Origin of the sequence: Deinococcus misasensis DSM 22328 (genome assembly GCF_000745915.1) — a bacterium.
In the GTDB taxonomy this organism is placed as follows: Bacteria; Deinococcota; Deinococci; order Deinococcales; family Deinococcaceae; genus Deinococcus_C; species Deinococcus_C misasensis.
Genome location: NZ_JQKG01000030.1, coordinates 32058 through 52463 on the forward strand (window position 1 = coordinate 32058; position 20406 = coordinate 52463).

The following is a 20406-nucleotide window of genomic DNA, read 5'->3' on the forward strand; positions in this document are numbered from 1 at the left end:
GAGAGGGATTTATTTCCCTCTCTTTGCTGTTCTGGCGGCGGTGGATTCCCGTTCAATGCGTTCCAGAGGAAGCAAAGGAAGCGGTGCTGTTGGCTGACCCGACATCATCTGGATCAGGTGGGTTGCTGCTGTTTCGCCCATGCGGTACTTGGGGTAATCCATGACGGTCAGGGCTGGGCTCACCCATGAAGAGATCGAGCGGTTGTCAAACCCCACAATGCTGATGTCCTCTGGGACACGAAAACCTTTGCGATGGAGTACCTTCAATGCCCCAACGGCCAGAGGATCGTTGGCCGTAAAGATGGCCGTGAAAGAAGTGCGGGCCAGCAGGCGCTCGGTCATGGCCTCTCCGGCTTCGATACTCCAGTTGTCGTCCTGTGCATAAAGCACGAGGGCTTCATCCATCTCAAGGCCAGCGTCCCTTAAAGCCTGCAAATAACCGTTGTAACGGCCCAAGGTGTCTGCGCGATTCAAAGGTCCGGTCAGGTGGGCAATCCGGGTGTGCCCGAGGTCCAGCAAATGACGGGTGGCCTGATGTCCACCCTGAAAATTGTCCACCCTGAGGCAGTGCTCGGCCACCTCTGGGATGGAGCGGTTGAGCAGCACAAAAGGCACTTTTCTGGTTTTGAGGTCCAGCAGCAGGGCATCTGGCAGGTGGTCTGCCAGCAGAATCAATCCATCCAGACCCCGTTCCAGCAGCATGCTCAAGGCTTCCTGTTCGGCTTGCACATCATCGTGGCCCAGAGCGCACATCATTTGCAGCCCCTGTGCCCTGAGGGTTTTCTCGATGGCCGTCACAATGCTGCCATAAAACTCGTCTTGCAGGTTGGGCACCAGCACACCGACCACTTTGAGACCCTCTGAAAGCAGGCTGCGGGCAAAAGGATTGGCCTTGTAGCCAAATTGCGCCAGAGCAGCACGCACTTTCTCGATTTTCTCGGGTTTGACTCCAGCAGTGCCGTTCAGCACCCTCGAAACGGTGGCAGGGGAGACGCCAGCGGCTCTGGCAACATCTTGAATGGTGATCTGGGAAGGACCGGGCATGGTGTTCTGCTCTCAGGGTATCACGCGGTGGGTCTGAAAAAGATTTCAGTTCTGCAAGTGGAAATCAACCGATTCCGGCTTCTGCAAAAGTGGCCATGTTTTTCAGGACACTGGCAGCAGCCTGCAAGATGGGCACACAAAGCACCCCTCCTGTGCCTTCTCCCAGACGCATGTCCAGATTCAAGAGGGGCTCCAAGCCCAGTGCAGAAAGCTGTTTGATGTGCCCGATTTCCACGCTCTGGTGGCTGGCAAAGAAACAATCCTTGGCCAGAGGAGACAGGGCAGCAGCAATGAGTGCAGCAGACCCCGCGATGAAACCATCGATCACCACAGGAACCCGGTGTGCCGCTCCAGCCAGCATCACACCTGTCATGGCAGCGATTTCCAGACCGCCCAGATCAGCCAGAACCCCCAGAGGATCCGCTTTATGACTTCCAGCACGGTTCAAAGCATCCTGAATCACCTGAATTTTGTGGGTCAGGCCTTCATCGGAAATGCCTGTGCCACGACCGGTCACCAGCTCTGGAGCAAGGTCCAGCATTCTGGCAGTGATCGCAGCAGCGGGGGTGGTGTTGCCGATGCCCATTTCACCGGGAATCAGGATGTCTGCGCCTTCTTGAATGGCTTTGCTGGTCACCTCTGCACCCAACAGGATGGCTTTCTCAGCTTCCTCTCTGGTCAGAGCAGGTTCTTTTCGCAGGTTCCGGGTGCCTCTGCGGATGGGAGTGTTCACCAGAGCCGAATGGTCAGGCAAATCGGCATTGACTCCAGCATTGATGACCTGCACCTTTGCCCCCACAGTTCTGGCAATGGCATTGACGGCAGCCCCTTCGGCCAGAAAATTCAGCACCATCAGGGGGGTGACGCTGGCAGGAAAGGCGCTGACCCCCTCCTCACACACACCGTGGTCGCCTGCACACACAATTGCGACAGGTCTGGAGATCTCGGGTTTTTCGGTGCGCTGGATTCCAGCCAACCGCACCCCGAGGGTTTCCAGTTTGCCCAGTGATTTGGGGGGTTTGGTGAGCTGGTCCTGACGTTCAAGGGCTTTTTGCAGGGCTTGTGCATCCAGCGGTTCAATTCTGCTCAGTAAAGTCTGCATGGCAGGTCCAGACTAACCTGTTTTGGGTTAAGCCGTCAGCGGTCAGCGTTCAGCCATCAGCGAAAAGAAGCAGCTTTTGGGTTTACAGTTTACAGATCACAGTAAACAGCGGGATGGCCTCTGAAATGCTCTGGTTTTGGCGTGCTGGAAAAGATTGTCTTGATGTCTACTGTGAACTCACTTCACCTTCAAAGGCTGTCCAGAGACACAAAAATAACTTTCCTCGCAGCCAGAGGCAAACAATTGATTGACCCGACCCAGAATGTCGCGGTACTGGCGGGCCAGTTTGTTGATGGGAACGATGCCCAGCCCCACCTCGTTGCTGACCACAATGGTTTGAAAAGGTCGCTTTTGGATTTCTGCGCACACTTCAGTGGCTTTTTGCAGGATCTCAGCTTCTCCAAGGTCTTGCATCATGCCGTTGGAAACCCACAGGCTCAGGCAATCGATCAGGATGGTGCCTTCGGTTTGCTTCAGGGCACCCAGCAGGTCCAGAGGGGCCTCCAGCGTCTGAAAATGCGCAGGCCGATCTGCCTGATGCCTCTGGATGCGCTCCAGCATTTCATCATCGAAAGCCTGAGCGGTTGCAATGTAGGTCACTGGACTTTCTGAAGCAGCGGCCAGTTTTTCGCCAAAAGCACTTTTACCAGACCTCGCCCCTCCAGAGATGAAAATGCTTTTGGAAGGTTTCGTGTCTGGAAAAGTGACATTCAAATGTTTCAATATCCACATCCCTTGATGTTCGGTCAAAACGGTCAAGCTGGCAGGGGAGATCTCGAAACGCTCCATCTGCAAGGTGACTTTCAGGATGGCCCGGATCACACCCAGATGGGTGACCAGCACAGTGTTTCCTTCTGGCAGGTTGTCCAGCACATTCCCAACCCTTGAGAAAAATGCCTGACCGGATTCACCTTCTGGTGCCCCAGTCTGTGCCTCTGGGTTTTGCATGTTCTCCAGCCACACCAGCACCTCTGGACCATGCTTGGCTTCCAGTTCGGCCCAAGTGTGACCTGCCATGATGCCAAAGCCCATTTCCTGCAAGTCAGGGTGCACCACAGGCTCAAGCCCCAGAGCTTCACAGGTTTGCAGGGTTCTCAAGCTGGGGGAACTGAGCACATGGGACATTGCAGGCAAGAAGGGCCGGAGTTTTTGCACCGTTTGCCATCCCTCGGGGCTCAGGGGAGAATCGGAGCCGGGATAGCGTTTCAGGTGGTTGTCCAAGGTCTTGCCGTGGCGGATCAGGTAAAGGGTTTTCATCGTCCTACCCCCATCAAAATGATCCAGAGCAGCAAAACCCCGATTTCGGTGCATTCGATGATTGCGCCATACACATCCCCGTTGATGCCTCCTCCCAGACGGCTTGCAGCAAAACGGGCCACCATCAAAGCGACCACCAACCCCCCGAGAATCAGCCAGAGGCCATGCTGAAAGAACAAAACGGGCAGGATCAGCAACAGACCCATCTGCCACCAGCCCTCTCTGGACCGCGCCCCTAAAGATTCTTCTCTGGCAGCAGGGAAAAGATTCATGGGCAAAAGCACCGCGAAGCGGGCAATGGCAGGCACAAGGACCACCGTGAAAAGTGCAGTCCAGTGTAGGGTGTGCAGTTCGGTCAGCAGGCTCCATTTGAGCAAGAGCGAAATCACCCCGACCGCCAGACCAAAAGCCCCAATGTGCACGTCTTTCAGGATCTCCAGACGCCTCTGGGGAGATTTCATGACCAGCAAGGCGTCTCCGGCGTCCACCAGACCATCGAAATGCAGCATTCCAGTGATCCAGAGCCACAGGGCAAGGGTCAGGGCTCCAGAGACCCCAGCAGGCAAAAACTGTCCGAATAGGAGGCCCACAAACAGCACCAGACCCACGGCATAACCGGCCAGAGGATAAAATCCACTCGCTTTTTTGAATTCGCCTGCTTTGACCTCTCCAACATCGGGGAGGGGGAGGGTGGTCAGGAAGGTCAGGGCGAGGTGGATGGAACGCAGCATGTCAGGTCAGTTTACTTGAGGGGGCTGCGCCGTGCCGAGGGCCAAGGCAGAAGGCAGAAGGCAGAAGGCAGAAGGCAGAAGGCAGAAGGCAGAAGGCAGAAGGCAGATGTAGGGGCGAGGCGTGCCTCGCCCAAAAGATGCATTTGCTAAAGCGTTCGGGGCGAGGCACGCCTCGCCCCTACAGGGGTTCATCTGGGATTTTGGGTGTATTGAGGTTGATCTACACCTCCCCCTTCACCTGCTGAATCAACTGGGCCACCAGAGGATTCGGAAACCTGCGGCTCTGGGTGATCGCATAGAAGCTTTCTTGCAGGTCATGGATTTTGCAGCATTCGACCAGCACGCCAGAGCGGAGTTCGTCTTGCACCACCACGGGAGGGACCAGCGTGACACCGGGGGTTTCGCGTGCCAGCAGGCGCAGCATGGCCATGTCGTCCACCTCTGCAAGGATCAGGGGGCGGATTTCGGCCTGTTCCAGAATCAGGTCGAAATCGGCACGAATGTCACTTTGCAGGCTGGGCAGCACGATGGGCACGGTCTTGAGGTCTTCAGGAAAACGGAAAGGTTTTTCCCCTTTGACAGGCTTTTTCACCAGACTGACCCGTTGTCTTGCCAGCAGGTGGCTGTGCCAGAGGTTTTCGGCGTCTCTGGGAACGGGCAGGTTGGAGAGCACCAGATCCAGCGTGTGGGCGTCCAGTTGGGCCAGCATTTCACGGAGGCTTCCCGAGCGGATCACCAGTTCCAGATCGGTGCGGCCCATCAGGGGTTTCAGAAAGTCGAATTGAAAGTTGCGGGACAGGGTCGCCACCGAACCTACCCTGAGCACCTGCCGGTTGCTGGCCTGACCGGATTTGAGCAGGCTCTGGAGTTCATCTCCGGTTTTGAAGATGGTTTCGGCGTGGTCGAGCACGATGCGACCCACTTCGGTCAGGACCAGTTTGCGGTTTTCCCGCTCGAACAGTTGGTGCCCGAGGTGCTCTTCCAGCTTGCGAAGCTGTACAGACAAGGCCGACTGGGAGAGGTGCATTTTTTCGGCGGCACGGGTGAGGTTGCCTTCACGGGCAACCGCCCAAAAGTAGCGCAGGTGGTGGTAATTCAGAAAAGCCATGTTTCCATTCAACCTCAAATCATTCAAAAAAGCGAACGTTTTTTAACAATTATTCTATTAGACGAAAGATTAAGACGGTGCTATGCTGTTTTCAGTTGCAGGACGCACTGCAGCCCAAACCTCTACAAAAACAGACGATTTCACCTCCCCCACCCGAGGGTGGCCGGGATGTCGTTTGCTGAAAGGACCACGGAACATGGAATTTTTCACGCTGATCTTTCCCCTGCTGCTGATCGCCGGACCTTTGTCGTACCTGCTGGTTGGCCTTGTGCCCACCCAATGGGCCAACCGAAATGTGGGAAACATGATCCAGCTGACCGACCGTGTGGCCTGGACGGCCTTTGCCCTCTCGGTGGTGGCAGCCGTGGGTCTGGCCCTGACTGGCAAAGTCAGCCACAGTTTCTTTGCTCTGGGCGAGGTGTTCAAACTCAGCGTTTACTTTGACACCCTCTCTGCTGTGATGCTGGCTCTGGTGTCTTTCATCGGACTGATCGTGACCCGCTACACCCGCAACTATCTGGCTGGAGATGCCCAGCAAGGCCGTTTCCTGAAGTGGTTGTCTGCCACCATCGCTGCGGTGCTGGCCCTGACGGTCAGTGGTCATCTGGGCATGTTCGTGCTGGTCTGGATGGGCATCAGTCTGGGCCTCCACCAGTTGCTGATTTTCTACCCCGAGCGTTTCGGTGCAAGGCTGGCTGCCCGCAAGAAATTCATCACCAGCCGTCTGGGCGACCTGAGCATGATCGGTGCTGCTGCCCTGACCTACCAGTCCTTCAAAACCTTGGATTTCTCTGGCATCTTCTCGATGGCTCAGGCGGCCAGAGAGGCCGGAACCTCCCTCCCTTACATCCCTGAAATCACTGCACTGCTGGTCTTCGCTGCGGTGCTGAAATCCGCCCAGTTCCCTTTCCACAGTTGGCTGCCTGAAGTGATGGAAACCCCCACTCCGGTTTCTGCCCTGCTGCACGCTGGCATCATCAACGCAGGTGGTTTCCTGATGGTCCGCATGGGTGAAGTGATGGTGCTGGCCCCCTCCACCATGACCGCTCTGGCCCTGATCGGCGGAATCACTGCCCTGTACGGCTCGGTGGTGATGCTGACCCAGAACAGCGTCAAAGTGTCTCTGGCCTACTCCACGGTGGCCCAGATGGGATTCATGCTGCTTCAGTGTGGTCTGGGTGCGTTCTCCGCTGCGGTGCTGCACATCATCGGACACTCTCTGTACAAAGCCCACGCCTTCCTGTCCTCGGGCAGTGTGGTGGAAACCAGCAAATCCAGCTTCAAAAAGCCTCTGGGTGCCCCCAAAACCTCCAGTCTGCTGCTCTCCCTGACCCTTGCAGTGGGTGTGACTTTCGGCGTGGGCGCAGCTTTCGGGGCCTCTCTGGACCAGAAACCCGGCCTTCTGGTGCTTGGTTCAACCCTCCTGATGGGTCTGGTGTACCTGATGTGGAATTCGGTGTCTGACCGCCTGAACCCTCGCCTGTTCCTGCAAGGGCTGGGCTTCACTGTGGCCGTGGCTGCTGGATACTTTGGGCTGCAAACCGGAATGGAAATGCTGCTGCAAGGCTCGGTGTTCACCCAGATGCTGCCTGCAAACCTCACTGCTCTGGTGCTCTCGGTGGTGCTGGTGGTCTTGTTCATGGCCGCTCTGGTGATGCAGATGCTGCTTCCTTACCGCATCCACCTGCCCCAGTGGCAAGCCGCCTACATCCACCTGCTGAACGGTCTGTACGTGCATGCCTTCACCCACCGCCTGATTGAGAAGCTCTGGCCCATCGAACCCCACGTCCATGAAGATGCTGCCCAGAAAGGACCCAGCCATGACCTTGCCCACACCCGATTCTAAATTCGTGCAGCAAGTTGAGAAAGCCGCTTCCCGCATCCCTCCACTCTGGCCCCTCAAGCACTTCGTCGCCGTGAACCCCTTTCTTGGCCTGACCGACCAGAGGTTTGATGCCGCTGCCCACACCGTTCAGCAAGTGATGAACGCCAACATGCTGATGTCCCGCAGTTACTACGCCGAGCAAATCCTCTCGGGCCGGATTTCTGAACGTGATCTGGAAGTGGCTGCAAAAGAGCATGGCCTCAGTGTCAATGACCTGAAACGGGCTGCTGCCCAGCCCTCTCCTGCAGCAGATGTGCACAAGGCCCTGACCGTTGCCGAAGTCCTCGACGAAGAAAAAGGCACCCACTTTGCCCGCATTGTCACCGAAGAAATCTCCAAGTGGTGCGCTTCTTACTACGACCAGAGTCAGGCCGTCTGGACCATGCCCTGGAAGGACCTGCCCATCTACGCTGCATGGCGGGCCGCTGCGAAGTTTGACCGTCAGCCAGAGGTCCTCGGGTTGCCACAATTCCGCAAGTGGGTGTCCCAGCTTTCTGAGCAGCCTCTGGAAGCCATCCGTCAGGTGACCGATGCCCTCGGCATTCCAGAAAATGCTTTGGAGGTGTACCTGCACCACGCCCTTTCCACGGTCTCTGGCTGGGCCTCTTACGTGCGCTACCAGACCTGGGATGCCGAACTGGGCGGGGTCAAAAAAGACGACCTGATCCAGCTTCTGGCTGTGCGACTGAGCTTTGAATACGCCCTCTACAAAGGTCACTTCAGCATCCAGCGTCCGTGGAACCGGGCCACCTTCCGCATGGCCCATCTGGACACCAGCAAACCCAATTTGAAAGTTGAACTTGCCTTGCAACGGGCTTTCGAGCATGGTTTCCAGCGCAGCCTGCTGGGCCAACTGGCTGGACAGCAAAGCGCAGATGCCCCCACCAGAAAAGCCGTGCAGATGGTGTTCTGCATCGATGTGCGCTCGGAAGTGTTCCGCCGCTCTCTGGAAACCGTCAGCGCAGACATCGAAACCGGAGGTTTCGCAGGCTTCTTCGGCCTCCCCATCCAGTACGTGCCTCTGGCTGAAGACGAGGGGAATGCCCAGTGCCCGGTGCTTCTCCAGCCTGGCCTGAAAGTCCCCGAAACCCTGCAAGGCTCCAGTGCCCAGCAACAAAAAGATGCGGTGTCCTCACGCCTCCTGAGAAAACAATCCATGCAGGTCTGGAAAGCCTTCAAAACCTCTGCGGTGTCTTCCTTCGCTTATGTGGAAACGGCGGGTCTGGGCTTCGGATTCAAACTGGCCAGCGACAGCTTCCACATCACCCGTCCTGTGAAACACCCCAGTGCCCACGGTCTGCACGAACATGAAATCCGCCAGTTGGGACCGGACCTCTCTGGGTTCTCGGCAGACCAGAAACTGACCCTGGCCCAGAACATGCTGGGGGGGATGTCCCTCAAAGAAAACTTTGCCCGTCTGGTGGTGCTGGCTGGACACGGCAGCAGCACCGTTAACAATCCCCACGCCTCGGGTCTGGACTGCGGAGCCTGCGGAGGCCACACCGGAGAGGCCAACGCCAGAGTCGCTGCCAAAATCCTCAACGATCCAGCAGTACGTGTGGGCCTGAAAGCAAAAGGCATCGCCTTGCCTTCTGACACCTTCTTCGTGGCGGCCTTGCACAACACCACCACCGATGAAGTGACCCTATTTGACACCGAAAACCTGCCTGATTCCCACATGCCCGACCTCAAACAACTGGATCTGTGGCTGGATCAAGCCGGAACCCTGACCCGCACTGCACGCTCCCGTTACCTCGGGACCGAAGGCCAATCCGGTCAGAAAATCGAGCAGGACATCGCCAGACGCAGCAAAGACTGGTCTCAGGTGCGCCCCGAGTGGGGACTGGCTGGAAACGCCGCCTTCATCGCTGCGCCCAGAAGCCGCACCCACAAACTGAACCTCGGGGGTCGGGTGTTCCTGCACAACTACGAGTGGAAGCAGGACAGTGGCTTCAAGGTTCTCGAACTGATCATGGTGGCCCCGATGGTGGTGGCAAGCTGGATCAACCTGCAATACTACGGTTCCACCGTGGACAACCGGGCGTTTGGCAGTGGCAACAAAGTGCTGCACAACGTGGTGGGTGGCACCTTGGGCGTGCTGCAAGGCAGCAGGGGAGACCTGCAAACCGGCCTTCCCATGCAGTCCCTCCATGACGGTGAAAAATTCATCCATGAACCCCTCCGGCTCAGTGTCCTGATCGAGGCCCCCAGAGTTGAAATCGACCAGATCATCCAGAAACACGGCAACGTGCGCGATCTGCTGGACCACCACTGGCTCTACCTGATCCGCATCACCGAAGAAGGCGGGTTTGAGCGGTACCTCGGGAATTTGCAGTGGGAGAAAGTGGAGAGCAACTGAAGTTCACAGTTGACAGTTGACAGCGAGCCCTCCAACCTCTCGAAATTCCAGATGAAACCCTGTAGGGGCGAGGCGTGCCTCGCCCTGAACGCTTTAGCAAATGCATCTTTTGGGCGAGGCACACCATCTTTGACAAAACAAGGGACCGCATGTTGTCTTGCCCTGACTACGCGCTCACGGGGGGGCCCTTTTCTTGCCTCCTACTACGTGCCTTCTTGACCCGACTGCGCCGATCAAAGCGGTTTGAATCGGCTGGGTCGCTCGGGGGCGGCCCCGTCGGCACTGAGGCGCTTCGCGCTGGGCGCTGGTCCCTCTGCCCGCTCGCCCCTAAATCTACCTTCTGCCCCGTTTCACGTGAAACACCCCTCAAATGCTAAGCTGTAAACGCTGGGAACCGCTCCGCGTAGGACGGTTTAAGGGTGCAAACCCGAGTGGGGAATCTGGTACGCCTGAAAAGGCAATTCCAGAACTGACGCGCAACGGTGTTTGGCTGTTTTGAAGGCCATCAGTCCGAATGCCACCCCGGTGAACAACCTCGCGATTGGGTGCGCCAAAACGCAAATTCAAGCCCGCTCGTGTGTGGAGTGCCATGCAGAGTCTGGAAACCGAGCAGGTGTGTCTGACCCTCAAACCCGGCAGTCTGGTGCTGGATTTTCTGGAACCGAGGGTGGTGCTGTCCAGTGCCCCTTTCAATGGTGGCCTGACCCGAGCCCGTTACGTCCTGAACCGCACCGTGGGCATGGATTTTTGCCCCATAGACGTGCAGGAAGCCGTCTTGCAAGAGGTGCAGAAGGTCAATTTGCCTCCAGAGCAAACCGTGTGCTGCCTGACGGCGGTGGACGTCTGGAAATTTGGGGAAGGTCGAGCAGAGGAACGGGGCATCCATGCCACGGCTTTTGTGACTGCTGGCCTTGGGAACCTGAGTGCGCCCGGTCTGACGCCAATCAGTGACCATGAACCGGGCACCATCAACACCATTGTGTGCATCGAGGCGAATTTGCCCACTGCCGCTCTGGTGGAAGCCGTGCAGATCGTGACCGAGGTCAAGGCAAGGGTCCTGAGGGACCACCAGACCCGAGAAGGCTTTGATGGGACAGGAACCAGCACCGACACCGTGACCATCGTGATGCTGGACGGCAAAACCGAAAAATACGCAGGCGCAGTGACCCCGGTGGGTCGCGCCATTGCCCGAGCTTTTGAAACCGCCTTCAGGGAGGCCCTTTTGTGAGTCAGCCACACACCGAAAAACCGTATGAAAAACCGCAAGGCGAAAGGCGCGGTCTGGTCATCATCAACACCGGAAACGGCAAGGGGAAAACCACTGCTGCTCTGGGTTTGCTGGTCCGTGCGCAGGGACGGGGCCTCAGAACCCGCTTGCTTCAGTTCATCAAACATGAAAGCGCCAACTTTGGAGAGCACCGCAGCCTGAAAGCCCTGAACATTCCCTTTGCAGGTCTGGGTGATGGTTTCTCGTGGACCAGCAAGGACCTCGACCACAGCAAGGAATTGGCCCAGATGGGCTGGAAAGAGGCCAGAGAAGCCATCCTCTCTGGGGATTATGATTTGTTGGTTCTGGACGAGGTGACCTACCCCATCAACTGGGGTTGGATCGATGTGCAGGAGGTGTTGGAAACCCTCAAAGCCCGTCCTCACATGTTGCATGTGGTCCTGACCGGCAGAAATGCCCCTCAGGAACTGGTGGAATATGCGGATACCGTCACCGAAATGACCCCCATCAAACATGCCTTTGATGCAGGAATTCCAGCCCAGAAAGGCATCGAACACTGAGTTCATGCTGACGGCTCTGGTCCTTGTGCTGGCCTTCGTGCTGGACCGTTTTGGGGAACCTCCAGTGCGGTTTCATCCGGTGGTCTGGATGGGGCATTTTTTGAGGCAGGCCAGACGGTTGCTGCCCCCAGATTTTTTCTCGGGTTTGCTGGGTTGGGCTGTGGGGGCAGGGCTGGTGGTGCTGGTGGCATGGGCTGTGCAGGGTCTGATTTTTCTGTTGCCCCTCTGGATGCAGGTGGTTCTGACCGCCCTGTGCCTCAAGCCCTTGATGGCATGGACCGCCCTGAAAAAAGCCGGAGAAAGCGTCTTGAATGCCCCCAATCTGCCAGAGGCAAGGCGCGAACTGTCTTGGCATCTGGTGAGCCGCGACACTTCCCTGCTCTCGGAAAGTGAAGTGATGGGGGCGGCCATGGAGTCTGTCTCCGAAAACCTCTCGGATTCGCTGGCGGCTCCCCTCTTCTGGTTTGTGATCGGAGGTTTGCCGATGGTGGCGTTTTACCGCTTCTGCAACACCGCAGATGCCATGTGGGGTTACCGCACGCCAGAGCTGGAGTTTTTCGGCAAGGTGGCTGCCCGCATGGACGATGTGCTGAATTTCATCCCTGCACGCCTGACCGGCATCCTGATCTGTACAGTGCACGGTTCTTACAGAGCGTGGAAAACCATGCTGAATGACGCCAGAAACACCCCGAGCCCCAACTCTGGTTTTCCAATGGCGGCTCTGGCGGGTCTGGTGGGGGTGCGCCTGAACAAACGGGACACCTACAGTCTGGGTGGACCTTTCCGTGATCCAGAGCGTCAGGATCTGGCCCACACCCTGAAGTTGCTGCATCAGGTGGCTGTTGCCAGTGTGGGCTTTCTGGCAGTGGTGGCATGTTTCCTCTGATCGCAAGGGCACACCACGGAGGCAAGCAGGACCAGAGCCAGATGCTGGACTTCTCCGTGAACAGCAACCCTCTGGGGCCGAGTCCACTGCTGCTGGAGGCATGGCACAGGGCAGACCTGAGGGAATATCCAGAGCCCGCCTACCTGCAAACCCGCACGGTTCTTGCAGACTGGCATCAGGTGAGGGCAAATCAGGTGGTGCTCGGGGTGGGGGCCAGCGAACTGATGTACCGCATCTGTTTTGCCCTGCTTGAAGCGGGAGATGAGGTGTTGTCCATCGGCAGCCCTTTTGGTGAGTTTGCCAGAGCCGCAGGGCTTTGCAAGGCCAACCTGACCATCACAGACCGCCAGAATCCTGCCCTCAAAAAAGTCAGGTTGCTGTACCTGTCCAACCCCCACAACCCGAGTGGCCACCACTTTGCAGACCTTGAGGTGGACCTCGCTCCTTTTCTGGACTGTGCGGATTATGTTTTGCTGGATGAGGCTTATTTGCCTTTTCTGGGGGTGCATCCTCTGGGCACTTCAGAACGCCTGATCCGCTTGCAGTCTCCGGGCAAGGCGCACGGATTGGTCGGCATGCGCATGGCTTACGCCCTTTGTGGTGAAAAGGTGGCTGCTCAACTCTACAACCTGCAAAGCGCGTGGCACATTCCAGCCAGTCTGGATCTGGTGTTGCGTGCCCTGCCAGAGGCGCAAGGTTTCGTGGATCAGACCTTGCCTCTGGTGCAGGCCAGTGCCCGCAAACTGGCGGATCGGCTTGAGGTCCCTTTTCAGGGGGTGCCTTTTTTGCTGGTCCCTGCCCCCAGAGCCTCTGAACTGACGGCTTTTTTGCAGTCAGAAGGCATTCGGGTTCGAGACTGTGCCAGTTATGGACATCCAGACTTCATCCGGGTCAGCACCCAACTGGAGCACGATGCACGCTTCATTCAGGAATTTCGGAGGTTCTATGGCCCTTAAAACCATCATGTTGATGGGATGCACTTCGGATGCAGGCAAGTCCTTCCTGACGGCTGCCCTGTGTCGGCATTACGCCAATCTGGGGTATCGGGTGCGCCCTTTCAAAGCCCAGAACATGAGCAACTTTGCTGCGGTCACCCGAGACGGTCTGGAAATGGGCCGTGCCCAGTACCTGCAAGCCATTGCTGCCCGCACTTTGCCCGACGTGCGGATGAATCCGGTGCTCCTCAAGCCCATGGCCGACACCCAGAGTGCGGTGATCGTGATGGGCAAACCCGACCCTGAAATTTCTTTACTGCCATGGTTTGACCGCAAACCCAGACTCTGGGGGGTGGTGCAGGAGGCTTTACACAGCCTGCAAGAGGAAGCAGAAATCCTGATTATTGAGGGAGCTGGAAGTCCTGCTGAAATCAACCTCAAAAAGAGCGACATCGTGAACATGAGGGTGGCTCTGGAAGCCCAAGCAGATGTGTACCTGATTGCCGACATCGACAAGGGAGGGGCTTTTGCCCACTTGCTCGGGACGTGGATGTGTCTGGACGAGGAGGAGCAAAAACGGGTGAAGGGATTCATCCTCAACAAGTTTCGCGGAGACAAAACCCTGCTGCGCGAAGCCCCGATGTGGCTTGAGGAGAAAACCGGAATCCCCGTGGTGGCCATCGTGGACATGCTGCACCACACACTCCCCGAGGAGGACACCCTCCATTACCGTGCCGAGCCGAAGTTCGGCCTGAAGAACATCGCCCTTCTGTGTTATCCCTACGCTTCCAATCTGGATGAATTTGATCCCCTGATCCACCAGAGCGGCATCAACGTGGTTCCCCTGCGTGAAGTGCGCGATCTTGAGGTGTTTGATGCCCTGATTTTGCCGGGTTCACGCAACACCGCCCAGTCCATGCGCTGGCTGAACGACACCGGATGGACCCCACACATCCAGCAATTTGCGGCTTCGCAAAAACCCATTCTGGGCATTTGTGGAGGAATGCAACTTCTGGGACAGCACATCCTCGATCCCCACCACATCGAAAGTGGAGACATCGAGGGTCTGGGTTTGCTGGCTCTGGAAACCACCCTCAGTGAAAACAAAACCACCCTGCAAACCTCTGTGCAGCATGAAGGGAAGGTGCTCTCTGGCTATGAAATCCACCATGGACAGACCAGATCTCTGGGTGCAAAGCCGTGGCTTCCCGATGGTCTGGGATGGCAACAGGGCAACACCAGAGGGGCTTATTTGCACGGACTCTTTGAAAATCGACTTTTTGTGCAAGAATTTTTGAACATCTTGAATGTTCAGGCTGAAGTTGTGGACTGGAAGGCAAAAATGGAAGAGGAATTGAATGCCATTGCTGAACAGGCCATCAACAACTCTGGCTGGGAGGAGCATCTGGACTGAATGTTTGGCTTTTTGCTGACAAACGTCTCAAAACACATGAACAAAAAACACCAAAATGCAGCTTTTCGGCATATACGTTCATGATTTTTGGTCTTGACTGCACAAATTGAGGGTTCAAAATGCAGGTGCCTTTACTCTGGAGTCATGACGCGCCTTCTTCCCCTGTTGGTGTTGCTCAGCAGCTCCGCCCTGGCTGCCAGCGGCACAATCGACACAGGAGACACCGCGTGGGTGCTTGCTGCAAGCGCTCTGGTGCTCCTCATGACCCCCGGACTGGCCCTGTTTTACGGGGGTCTGGTTTCCACCCGCAGTGTGCTGAACACCATGATGATGAGCTTTGCCGCCATCGCCATCGTGTCCATCCTGTGGATCGCCTTTGGTTACAGCCTCGCCTTCGGTGAAGGCACCTGGATCGGCAACCTTTCCCATGCCGGTCTGCAGGGCCTCGATGGTCAGGTCTGGGGCACCATCCCCGAGTATGTCTTTGTTTTGTTCCAAACCGGATTTGCCATCATCACCCCGGCGTTGATCAGTGGTGCCGTGGTGGAGCGCATGCGTTTTGGTGCTTACCTGCTGTTCATCACCCTCTGGAGCATTCTGGTGTACATCCCACTGGTGCACTGGCTCTGGACCCCCGATGGATGGCTGGCCAAACTGGGTGTGCTGGACTTTGCTGGAGGCCTCCCCATCGAAGTGGCTTGCGGTTTCTCGGGTCTGATTGCTGCCATGGTGGTGGGCGGACGCGTGGGCTGGCCCAAACGTCCAGTGTTGCCCCACAACATGGTGTATGTGCTGCTGGGTGTGGGGCTGCTGTGGTTCGGATGGCTGGGCTTCAATGCCGGATCTGCCCTGACCGCCGGTGAAAGTGCCGCCAGAGCCATCACCGCCACCAACGCAGCCGGAGCCTCTGCCATGCTCAGTTGGATGCTCTGGGAATACATTCACTCCAAACGGGCCACTGCTCTGGGTGCAGCGACCGGAAGCATTGCGGGTCTGGTTGCAGTGACTCCTGCAGCGGGTTTCATCAGCCCTCTGGCCGCTTTGCTGCTGGGTTTCCTTGCCACCACCGTGTCGTTTTGGATTCTGGCCTACAAGCACAAACTCAAATTCGATGACTCTCTGGATGTGTTTGCTGTGCACGGCATGGGCGGAGTGGTCGGCATCCTGTTCACAGGGCTTTTTGCCTTCACCACCGGACAGGGCAAAGCCCCTCTGGTGCAGTTTGGCATTCAGGCTCTGGGACTGGTGTTCACCATTGGTTTTTGTGCTGCCCTGACCTTCATCAGCCTGAAAATCACCCAGGTGTTCATTCCCCTCAGGGTCAGCGTGCACGATGAGAGCATCGGCGTGGACCTCGCCCTCCATCAGGAGTCTGGTTACAACAACGACGATTTTGGTTTTGCCACCTCGGACACCAACAATCTGGCGGCTCCAGTCCTGATCTCCTCAGACTGATGGGAACACCTGCAAAATGCAAGAGGAAGACTTCTGAAGTCCTCCTCTTTTTTGTTGATTTTAAAGCCCGCTGGAGCAAAAGCACTCTTGCTGATCGCTGACAGCTGAGTGCTGATGGCTTTTAAAAGTCTTTTGCGCCTTTTTCCACCACATAAGCCTGCTCAATGCGGTCAGGCTGGATGAAAGCAGAAGGACGCTGAGGATCAATGCGCTGCAGTTTGTCCAGCACATTCAGGCCTTCAGAGACCCGACCAAACACGGCGTGTTTGCCATCGAGCCAAGGGGTGTCCACAAAGGTGATGAACAGCTGGGAACCGTTGGTGTTGGGACCCCGGTTGGCCATGCTGAGGACCCCTTTGCCACGGTGGCGGAGGTCTGCATCAAATTCATCTTCAAAGCTGTAACCGGGCCCCCCCGAGCCGGTTCCGGTGGGGTCTCCGGTCTGGGCCATGAAGTCTTCGAGGACACGGTGAAACACGATGCCATCGTAGTAGTGGTTGCGGATCAGGAACACGAAGTTGTTGACGGTCACGGGCACTTGCTCGGCGTACAGGTCAATCACGATGCGGCCTTTGTTGGTTTCAAAAACGGCCTTGTATTGTTTGCCGGGCTCGATGCCGTCTCCCAATTCGGGAGCGTCAGAGAAACGGGTTTTGCGTTCGGTGGACAGGAAAGGGGTCAGGGTGTAACCCTCGGGGATGTATTGGTCGCTCATCTTCAGCATTGTATGACAAGAGCCGGGAAGAAAAGTACGTCTTTCTGCTTTTCGGGAAATGCCCGAGGCACAAAAAAAGCGCAGTTTCCTGCGCTTCAGAAGGCGAAAAAGCTTCAGTCGTTTCTGGATCCTGTGAACAGGTACAGGTATTCCAGCAACTGGGCCAGAGCGATGGCGAACCCTGCGATGTAGGTCAGGGCCGCAGCGTTCAGCACCGTGCGTGCACCTCTGTTTTCCTGCAAGGTCAGCAGACCCTTGCTTTCCAGATCAACCAGAGCCCGTTTGGAGGCGTCAAACTCCACAGGCAGGGTGATCAGATGGAAGGCCACGGCAGCGGCAAACAGCATCACACCCAGCAAGGTCAGGCCACTGAGTTTGAAGATGAATCCCAGAACCACCAGAAGGGGTCCGAAATTGGCCCCCAGCATCAGGGCTGGAGCCAGTTGGCTTCTCAGGACCAGAGCAGGGTTTCTCTGGGCGTCTTGCAGGGCATGTCCGACCTCGTGGGCGGCCACCGCTGCAGCTGCCAGACTGGGCTGGTGGAAGTTGTGTTCACTCAGGCGCACCACTTTGCTTCTGGGGTCGTAGTGGTCGCTGAGAAAGCCGGGAGCCATCTCCACGGGAACATTGTGGAGTCCAGCATCATCCAGCAGTTTGCGGGCCACCTGAGCCCCGGTCAGGCCACGTGTGTTGGCGATCTGGGAATAGGTGCGGTAGGTGCGGGTCAGGTAACCCTGAATCAGGAACGAACCGATGATCAGGGCAAAAATCAGCAGGGTGAAAGGGGTGAACAGCACAGGAACCTCCTCAAGTGGCGTTGCCACTTGTCTATGGATATGAGGTTAAAGGGTTCAAAGTTGCCTGTTTTGTGCTCTGGAACAGCATCTTAAGAACAGATAAAGTGTTGCCACCAAAGTAGATACAATATGTGTTGATTTGTTTTAAACTGAAGCATGCTGACTGGACTCGATCATGTGCTGGTCCCCATTCCCGAGGGCAAAGAAGACACTGCCCGCGCATTTTATGGGTCATTCTTGGGCTTGCAAGAACTGGCAAAGCCTGCACCCCTCAGGGCCAGAGGTGGCGTGTGGTTTGCCCTGCCAGACGGCAGACAACTGCACCTCGGGGTGGAAAAACCTTTTGTGCCCCAGAAAAAGGCCCATCCCTGTTTCAGAACCCTGGACCTGCGGCAAGTGATGGAACACTTTGACAGGCAGGGTGTGGCTTACGTTCAGGACCACACGCTGGATGTGGCCCGCATTTTCACGAGCGATCCTTGGGGCAACCGGCTGGAAATTGTGCAAGGCGAGCACAAATCCATCCTTCCCCTCGAAAAAACACACCCGTAGCAACAGGCTACGGGGTGGGGTAGTGGGGGAGAAGCATACAGATGGCCGATGGACCGCCTCGGGGGAGACGGAGGTAACTTCTGTTGGGTTACTTGCCTTTAGTATAAATCGAAACGGTCTTCATGCTGTCGGGATCGCCTTCAGCAGGGGCTTCATACTTCTTGATTTTGTCCAGCACATCAAGTCCTGCAATGACTTTCCCGAACACCGTGTACTGTCCGTTCAAATTGGTGGCTGGTGCCAGAGTGATGTAAAACTGGCTTCCGTTGCTGTTGGGGTCCTGAGAACGGGCCATGCCCAGAATGCCTTTTTCATTGAAGTTCAGGTTCTGACGCACTTCCAGGCCGAACTGGTAACCGGGACCGCCCTGCCCCCAGGTGCCACGGTCGTCTTTCAGGGTGTTGGGATCTCCGCCCTGAACCACAAAGCCTTCAATCACACGGTGGAATTTGATGCCTTCGTAGAACCGGTTGAGTGCAAGCCACACGAAAGAATTGACCGAAGTGGGGGTGTCTTCTTCAAAGAGGTCCAGCACAATGTCGCCCTGGGTGGTCACGATTTTGGCCACGTAATCGGTGTTGTCTTTCAGGATGCGGTCCGGTTCTTCTTTGAATGAACGCACTGGTTTCTCAGACAAGAACTTTTCCTGGGTGAATCCTTCCAGAGCCTGCTCTGCGGTCACCGAAGGGGTGGTGGGCTCTGGAGTCTCGGTGGTCTCTGGTTCAGTGGATTCGGTGGCCGGAGGGGTGGTGGTATTGGTGGCTTCTTCCTTGGGTTTGCATGCCGCAAGAGAAGCTGTCAGTAAAGCCGCACAAAGCAACCATTTGGATTTCATACGCATTTATTTTACGCACAGGGAATGAGTGTATTACCATAAGCCCGTGACTGTGATCATCACCATCGACGGCATCGCGGCCAGCGGAAAATCCAGCGTGGCATCGCGGGTGGCCAGAGCTTTGAACATCCCCTACATCAGCAGCGGTTATCTATACAGAGCCGTGACCCATCTGGTGTATGTCCTGCAAATCGACCCCAGCAACCAGAAGGCCATTCTGGAGGCTCTGGAAACCCATCCCCTGACCCTGATTCCACATCCAGAAGAAAACGAAGTCTGGCAAGGAGAGCACAACTACACCTCCGCTTTGCACACCTCCGAAGTGGACCGCATGGTCAGTGAAATCGCCCAGCATCCACAGGTGCGCGATTGGGTGAATGTGCAACTCAAAAAACTGCCTGCCCCTTTTGTGGCAGAAGGACGGGACATGGGAACAGCAGTGTTTCCTCAGGCGAAGCACAAGTTCTACCTGACCGCCAGAAGCAAAGTGCGTGCCCAGAGGCGGGCAAAAGAGCGCCCAGAAGACATTGCAAGCATTCAGGCGGCTCTGGAACTGCGGGATCAGGAAGATCAGGTGCAGTCCAAGCCTGCCGAAGATGCCCTGTTGATTGACACCAGCGACCTCACCCTTGAGCAGGTGGTGGAGCGCATTTTGAAAGGAGTCCACACATGATTCCCCAACCTTGGATGTACGACGTGACCGTGGTCCTCACCAGTTTGCTGGTCTATCCCTCTGGTCTCAAAGTGTACGGGCAGGAAAAAGTGCCCAGAACCGGACGGGTGATTGTGGCAGGAAACCATGTGGGCAACATGGATCCTTTTGTGATCACCATTGCGGCCAAACGGCGCTTGCGTTTCATGGCCAAAAAAGAACTGTTTGGCAATCCACTGTTCAAGTGGTACATGCTCAATGTGGGCAACATTCCGGTGGACCGCCAGAGCAAAAACGACATCTCATCCATCCGCACCTGCATCAAAGCTCTGGAAGAGGAAGAGGGACTGGGGATTTTCCCACAAGGCACCCGGGGTGGTTCCCAGGTGATGGGAGGGGTTTCCCTTATAGCGCTTAAGGCGAAAGCCCCCATTGTGCCTGTGTATGTTCAGAAAAAAGGCAAATGGATTGTGCGCTTTGGAGACCCGATTGAGCCCCAGGGCACAGTCCCAGAGCTGACCCACAAATTTACAGAGGCTCTGGAAAATTTGAAACAGCTGTAGTTCGTTTTCCAAAAGAATAAAGGCTATTCAGAACAGGACTTTTAGAGTTCTGTTTTTTTATGCATGAGACATTGACAATTTTTCCCTTAGAAAGTTATGCTTGTTGGCACAAAAAGCTGGATCAGGTTCATGGTTGACTAGGTTGGTGTCAGCCACGGGTCAGGTTTGCAACAAAGCTTTTTGCGAGGTGATGAATGTATAAGAAAGCGCTAGGTTTGACGTTCACCACAGCACTGTTGCTGGTTGGATGTGGCACAGGTTTCACCCCGGACACCAAAGCCCCCCAGGTCACGGTCTCTGCGCCTGGTGCAGTGGTGGCCACTTCCAC

20 protein-coding genes are annotated in these 20406 nt (G+C 56.4%); 11 read left to right on the forward strand and 9 right to left on the reverse strand.

All coding sequences use genetic code 11. The annotated features are described in order from the left end of the window. Positions 1-9: 9 nt before the first annotated feature. From Q371_RS16475 to Q371_RS16495, 5 genes are all read right to left on the reverse strand, one after another. Positions 10-1044: a LacI family DNA-binding transcriptional regulator gene (locus tag Q371_RS16475; protein WP_034342223.1), complete on the reverse strand. Its 1035-nt coding sequence runs from the start codon at positions 1042-1044 to the stop codon at positions 10-12. 64 nt (positions 1045-1108) lie between these two features. After that, on the reverse strand, positions 1109-2146 hold the full coding sequence (gene cobT / locus Q371_RS16480; protein ID WP_034342225.1) for a nicotinate-nucleotide--dimethylbenzimidazole phosphoribosyltransferase: 1038 nt from the start codon (positions 2144-2146) through the stop codon (positions 1109-1111). A gap of 177 nt (positions 2147-2323) precedes the next feature. Next, positions 2324-3403 (reverse strand): bifunctional adenosylcobinamide kinase/adenosylcobinamide-phosphate guanylyltransferase, encoded by a 1080-nt coding sequence (gene cobU, locus Q371_RS28165; protein ID WP_169743874.1) that lies wholly within the window; start codon positions 3401-3403, stop codon positions 2324-2326. After that, positions 3400-4134, reverse strand: coding sequence for an adenosylcobinamide-GDP ribazoletransferase (locus Q371_RS16490; protein ID WP_034342226.1), 735 nt, complete (start codon positions 4132-4134; stop codon positions 3400-3402). The genes cobU and Q371_RS16490 overlap by 4 nt, the downstream gene beginning before the upstream one ends. 220 nt (positions 4135-4354) lie before the next feature. Beyond that, the gene (locus tag Q371_RS16495; protein ID WP_034342229.1) at positions 4355-5242 is read right to left on the reverse strand and encodes a LysR family transcriptional regulator; all 888 of its coding nucleotides are present in this window, start codon (positions 5240-5242) and stop codon (positions 4355-4357) included. A 196-nt stretch (positions 5243-5438) separates the two neighbouring features. Here Q371_RS16495 and Q371_RS16500 point away from each other — a divergent pair, with 196 nt between their 5' ends. Together Q371_RS16500 and Q371_RS16505 are read left to right on the forward strand one after the other, a co-directional pair. Beyond that, the gene (locus Q371_RS16500) at positions 5439-7088 is read left to right on the forward strand and encodes a proton-conducting transporter transmembrane domain-containing protein (RefSeq protein ID WP_051964630.1); all 1650 of its coding nucleotides are present in this window, start codon (positions 5439-5441) and stop codon (positions 7086-7088) included. Further along, positions 7063-9486 carry a YbcC family protein gene (locus tag Q371_RS16505; RefSeq protein ID WP_211253855.1) on the forward strand — a complete coding sequence of 808 codons (2424 nt, stop codon included), beginning with the start codon at positions 7063-7065 and terminating at the stop codon, positions 9484-9486. Before Q371_RS16500 ends, Q371_RS16505 begins: the two co-directional genes overlap by 26 nt. A 413-nt stretch (positions 9487-9899) precedes the next feature. On the opposite strand, the gene Q371_RS27110 is transcribed toward Q371_RS16505, so the two are convergent. Then, positions 9900-10040, reverse strand: a complete 141-nt coding sequence (locus Q371_RS27110) for a hypothetical protein (protein WP_157442763.1) — start codon at positions 10038-10040, stop codon at positions 9900-9902. A 35-nt stretch (positions 10041-10075) separates the two neighbouring features. Between Q371_RS27110 and Q371_RS16510 the strand changes: the two genes are divergently transcribed. From Q371_RS16510 to Q371_RS16535, 6 genes are all read left to right on the forward strand, one after another. Beyond that, the gene (locus tag Q371_RS16510) at positions 10076-10714 is read left to right on the forward strand and encodes an adenosylcobinamide amidohydrolase (RefSeq protein ID WP_034342233.1); all 639 of its coding nucleotides are present in this window, start codon (positions 10076-10078) and stop codon (positions 10712-10714) included. Beyond that, complete coding sequence (gene cobO, locus Q371_RS16515) at positions 10711-11274, forward strand: cob(I)yrinic acid a,c-diamide adenosyltransferase (RefSeq protein WP_034342235.1); 564 nt, start codon at positions 10711-10713, stop codon at positions 11272-11274. Before Q371_RS16510 ends, cobO begins: the two co-directional genes overlap by 4 nt. A gap of 4 nt (positions 11275-11278) precedes the next feature. Further along, the gene (gene cbiB / locus Q371_RS16520; protein ID WP_034342237.1) at positions 11279-12160 is read left to right on the forward strand and encodes an adenosylcobinamide-phosphate synthase CbiB; all 882 of its coding nucleotides are present in this window, start codon (positions 11279-11281) and stop codon (positions 12158-12160) included. Then, a complete protein-coding gene (locus Q371_RS16525) occupies positions 12148-13116 on the forward strand; it encodes a pyridoxal phosphate-dependent aminotransferase (protein WP_034342239.1) in 969 nt (322 codons plus the stop codon). Before cbiB ends, Q371_RS16525 begins: the two co-directional genes overlap by 13 nt. Continuing rightward, positions 13106-14509 (forward strand): cobyric acid synthase, encoded by a 1404-nt coding sequence (locus Q371_RS16530; protein WP_051964632.1) that lies wholly within the window; start codon positions 13106-13108, stop codon positions 14507-14509. The genes Q371_RS16525 and Q371_RS16530 overlap by 11 nt, the downstream gene beginning before the upstream one ends. Before the next feature lie 144 nt (positions 14510-14653). Beyond that, entirely contained in the window at positions 14654-15964 is a 1311-nt protein-coding gene (locus Q371_RS16535) for an ammonium transporter (RefSeq protein WP_051964634.1), read from the forward strand. A gap of 121 nt (positions 15965-16085) precedes the next feature. Here the strand turns inward: Q371_RS16535 and Q371_RS16540 are convergent, their stop codons facing one another. Both Q371_RS16540 and Q371_RS16545 read right to left on the reverse strand, forming a co-directional pair. Then, positions 16086-16679 carry a peptidylprolyl isomerase gene (locus tag Q371_RS16540; protein ID WP_034342266.1) on the reverse strand — a complete coding sequence of 198 codons (594 nt, stop codon included), beginning with the start codon at positions 16677-16679 and terminating at the stop codon, positions 16086-16088. 113 nt (positions 16680-16792) lie between these two features. Beyond that, positions 16793-17476 (reverse strand): zinc metallopeptidase, encoded by a 684-nt coding sequence (locus tag Q371_RS16545; RefSeq protein ID WP_034342242.1) that lies wholly within the window; start codon positions 17474-17476, stop codon positions 16793-16795. A 156-nt stretch (positions 17477-17632) separates the two neighbouring features. On the opposite strand from Q371_RS16545, the gene Q371_RS16550 reads away from it, so the two are divergent. Next, positions 17633-18028, forward strand: coding sequence for a VOC family protein (locus tag Q371_RS16550; protein ID WP_034342244.1), 396 nt, complete (start codon positions 17633-17635; stop codon positions 18026-18028). Positions 18029-18116: 88 nt separating this feature from the next. Here the strand turns inward: Q371_RS16550 and Q371_RS16555 are convergent, their stop codons facing one another. After that, entirely contained in the window at positions 18117-18863 is a 747-nt protein-coding gene (locus Q371_RS16555; RefSeq protein ID WP_034342246.1) for a peptidylprolyl isomerase, read from the reverse strand. Positions 18864-18909: 46 nt separating this feature from the next. Between Q371_RS16555 and cmk the strand changes: the two genes are divergently transcribed. Continuing rightward, positions 18910-19536 carry a (d)CMP kinase gene (gene cmk / locus Q371_RS16560; RefSeq protein WP_342668528.1) on the forward strand — a complete coding sequence of 209 codons (627 nt, stop codon included), beginning with the start codon at positions 18910-18912 and terminating at the stop codon, positions 19534-19536. Continuing rightward, on the forward strand, positions 19533-20078 hold the full coding sequence (locus tag Q371_RS16565) for a lysophospholipid acyltransferase family protein (RefSeq protein WP_034342248.1): 546 nt from the start codon (positions 19533-19535) through the stop codon (positions 20076-20078). The genes cmk and Q371_RS16565 overlap by 4 nt, the downstream gene beginning before the upstream one ends. Positions 20079-20406 lie beyond the last annotated feature (328 nt).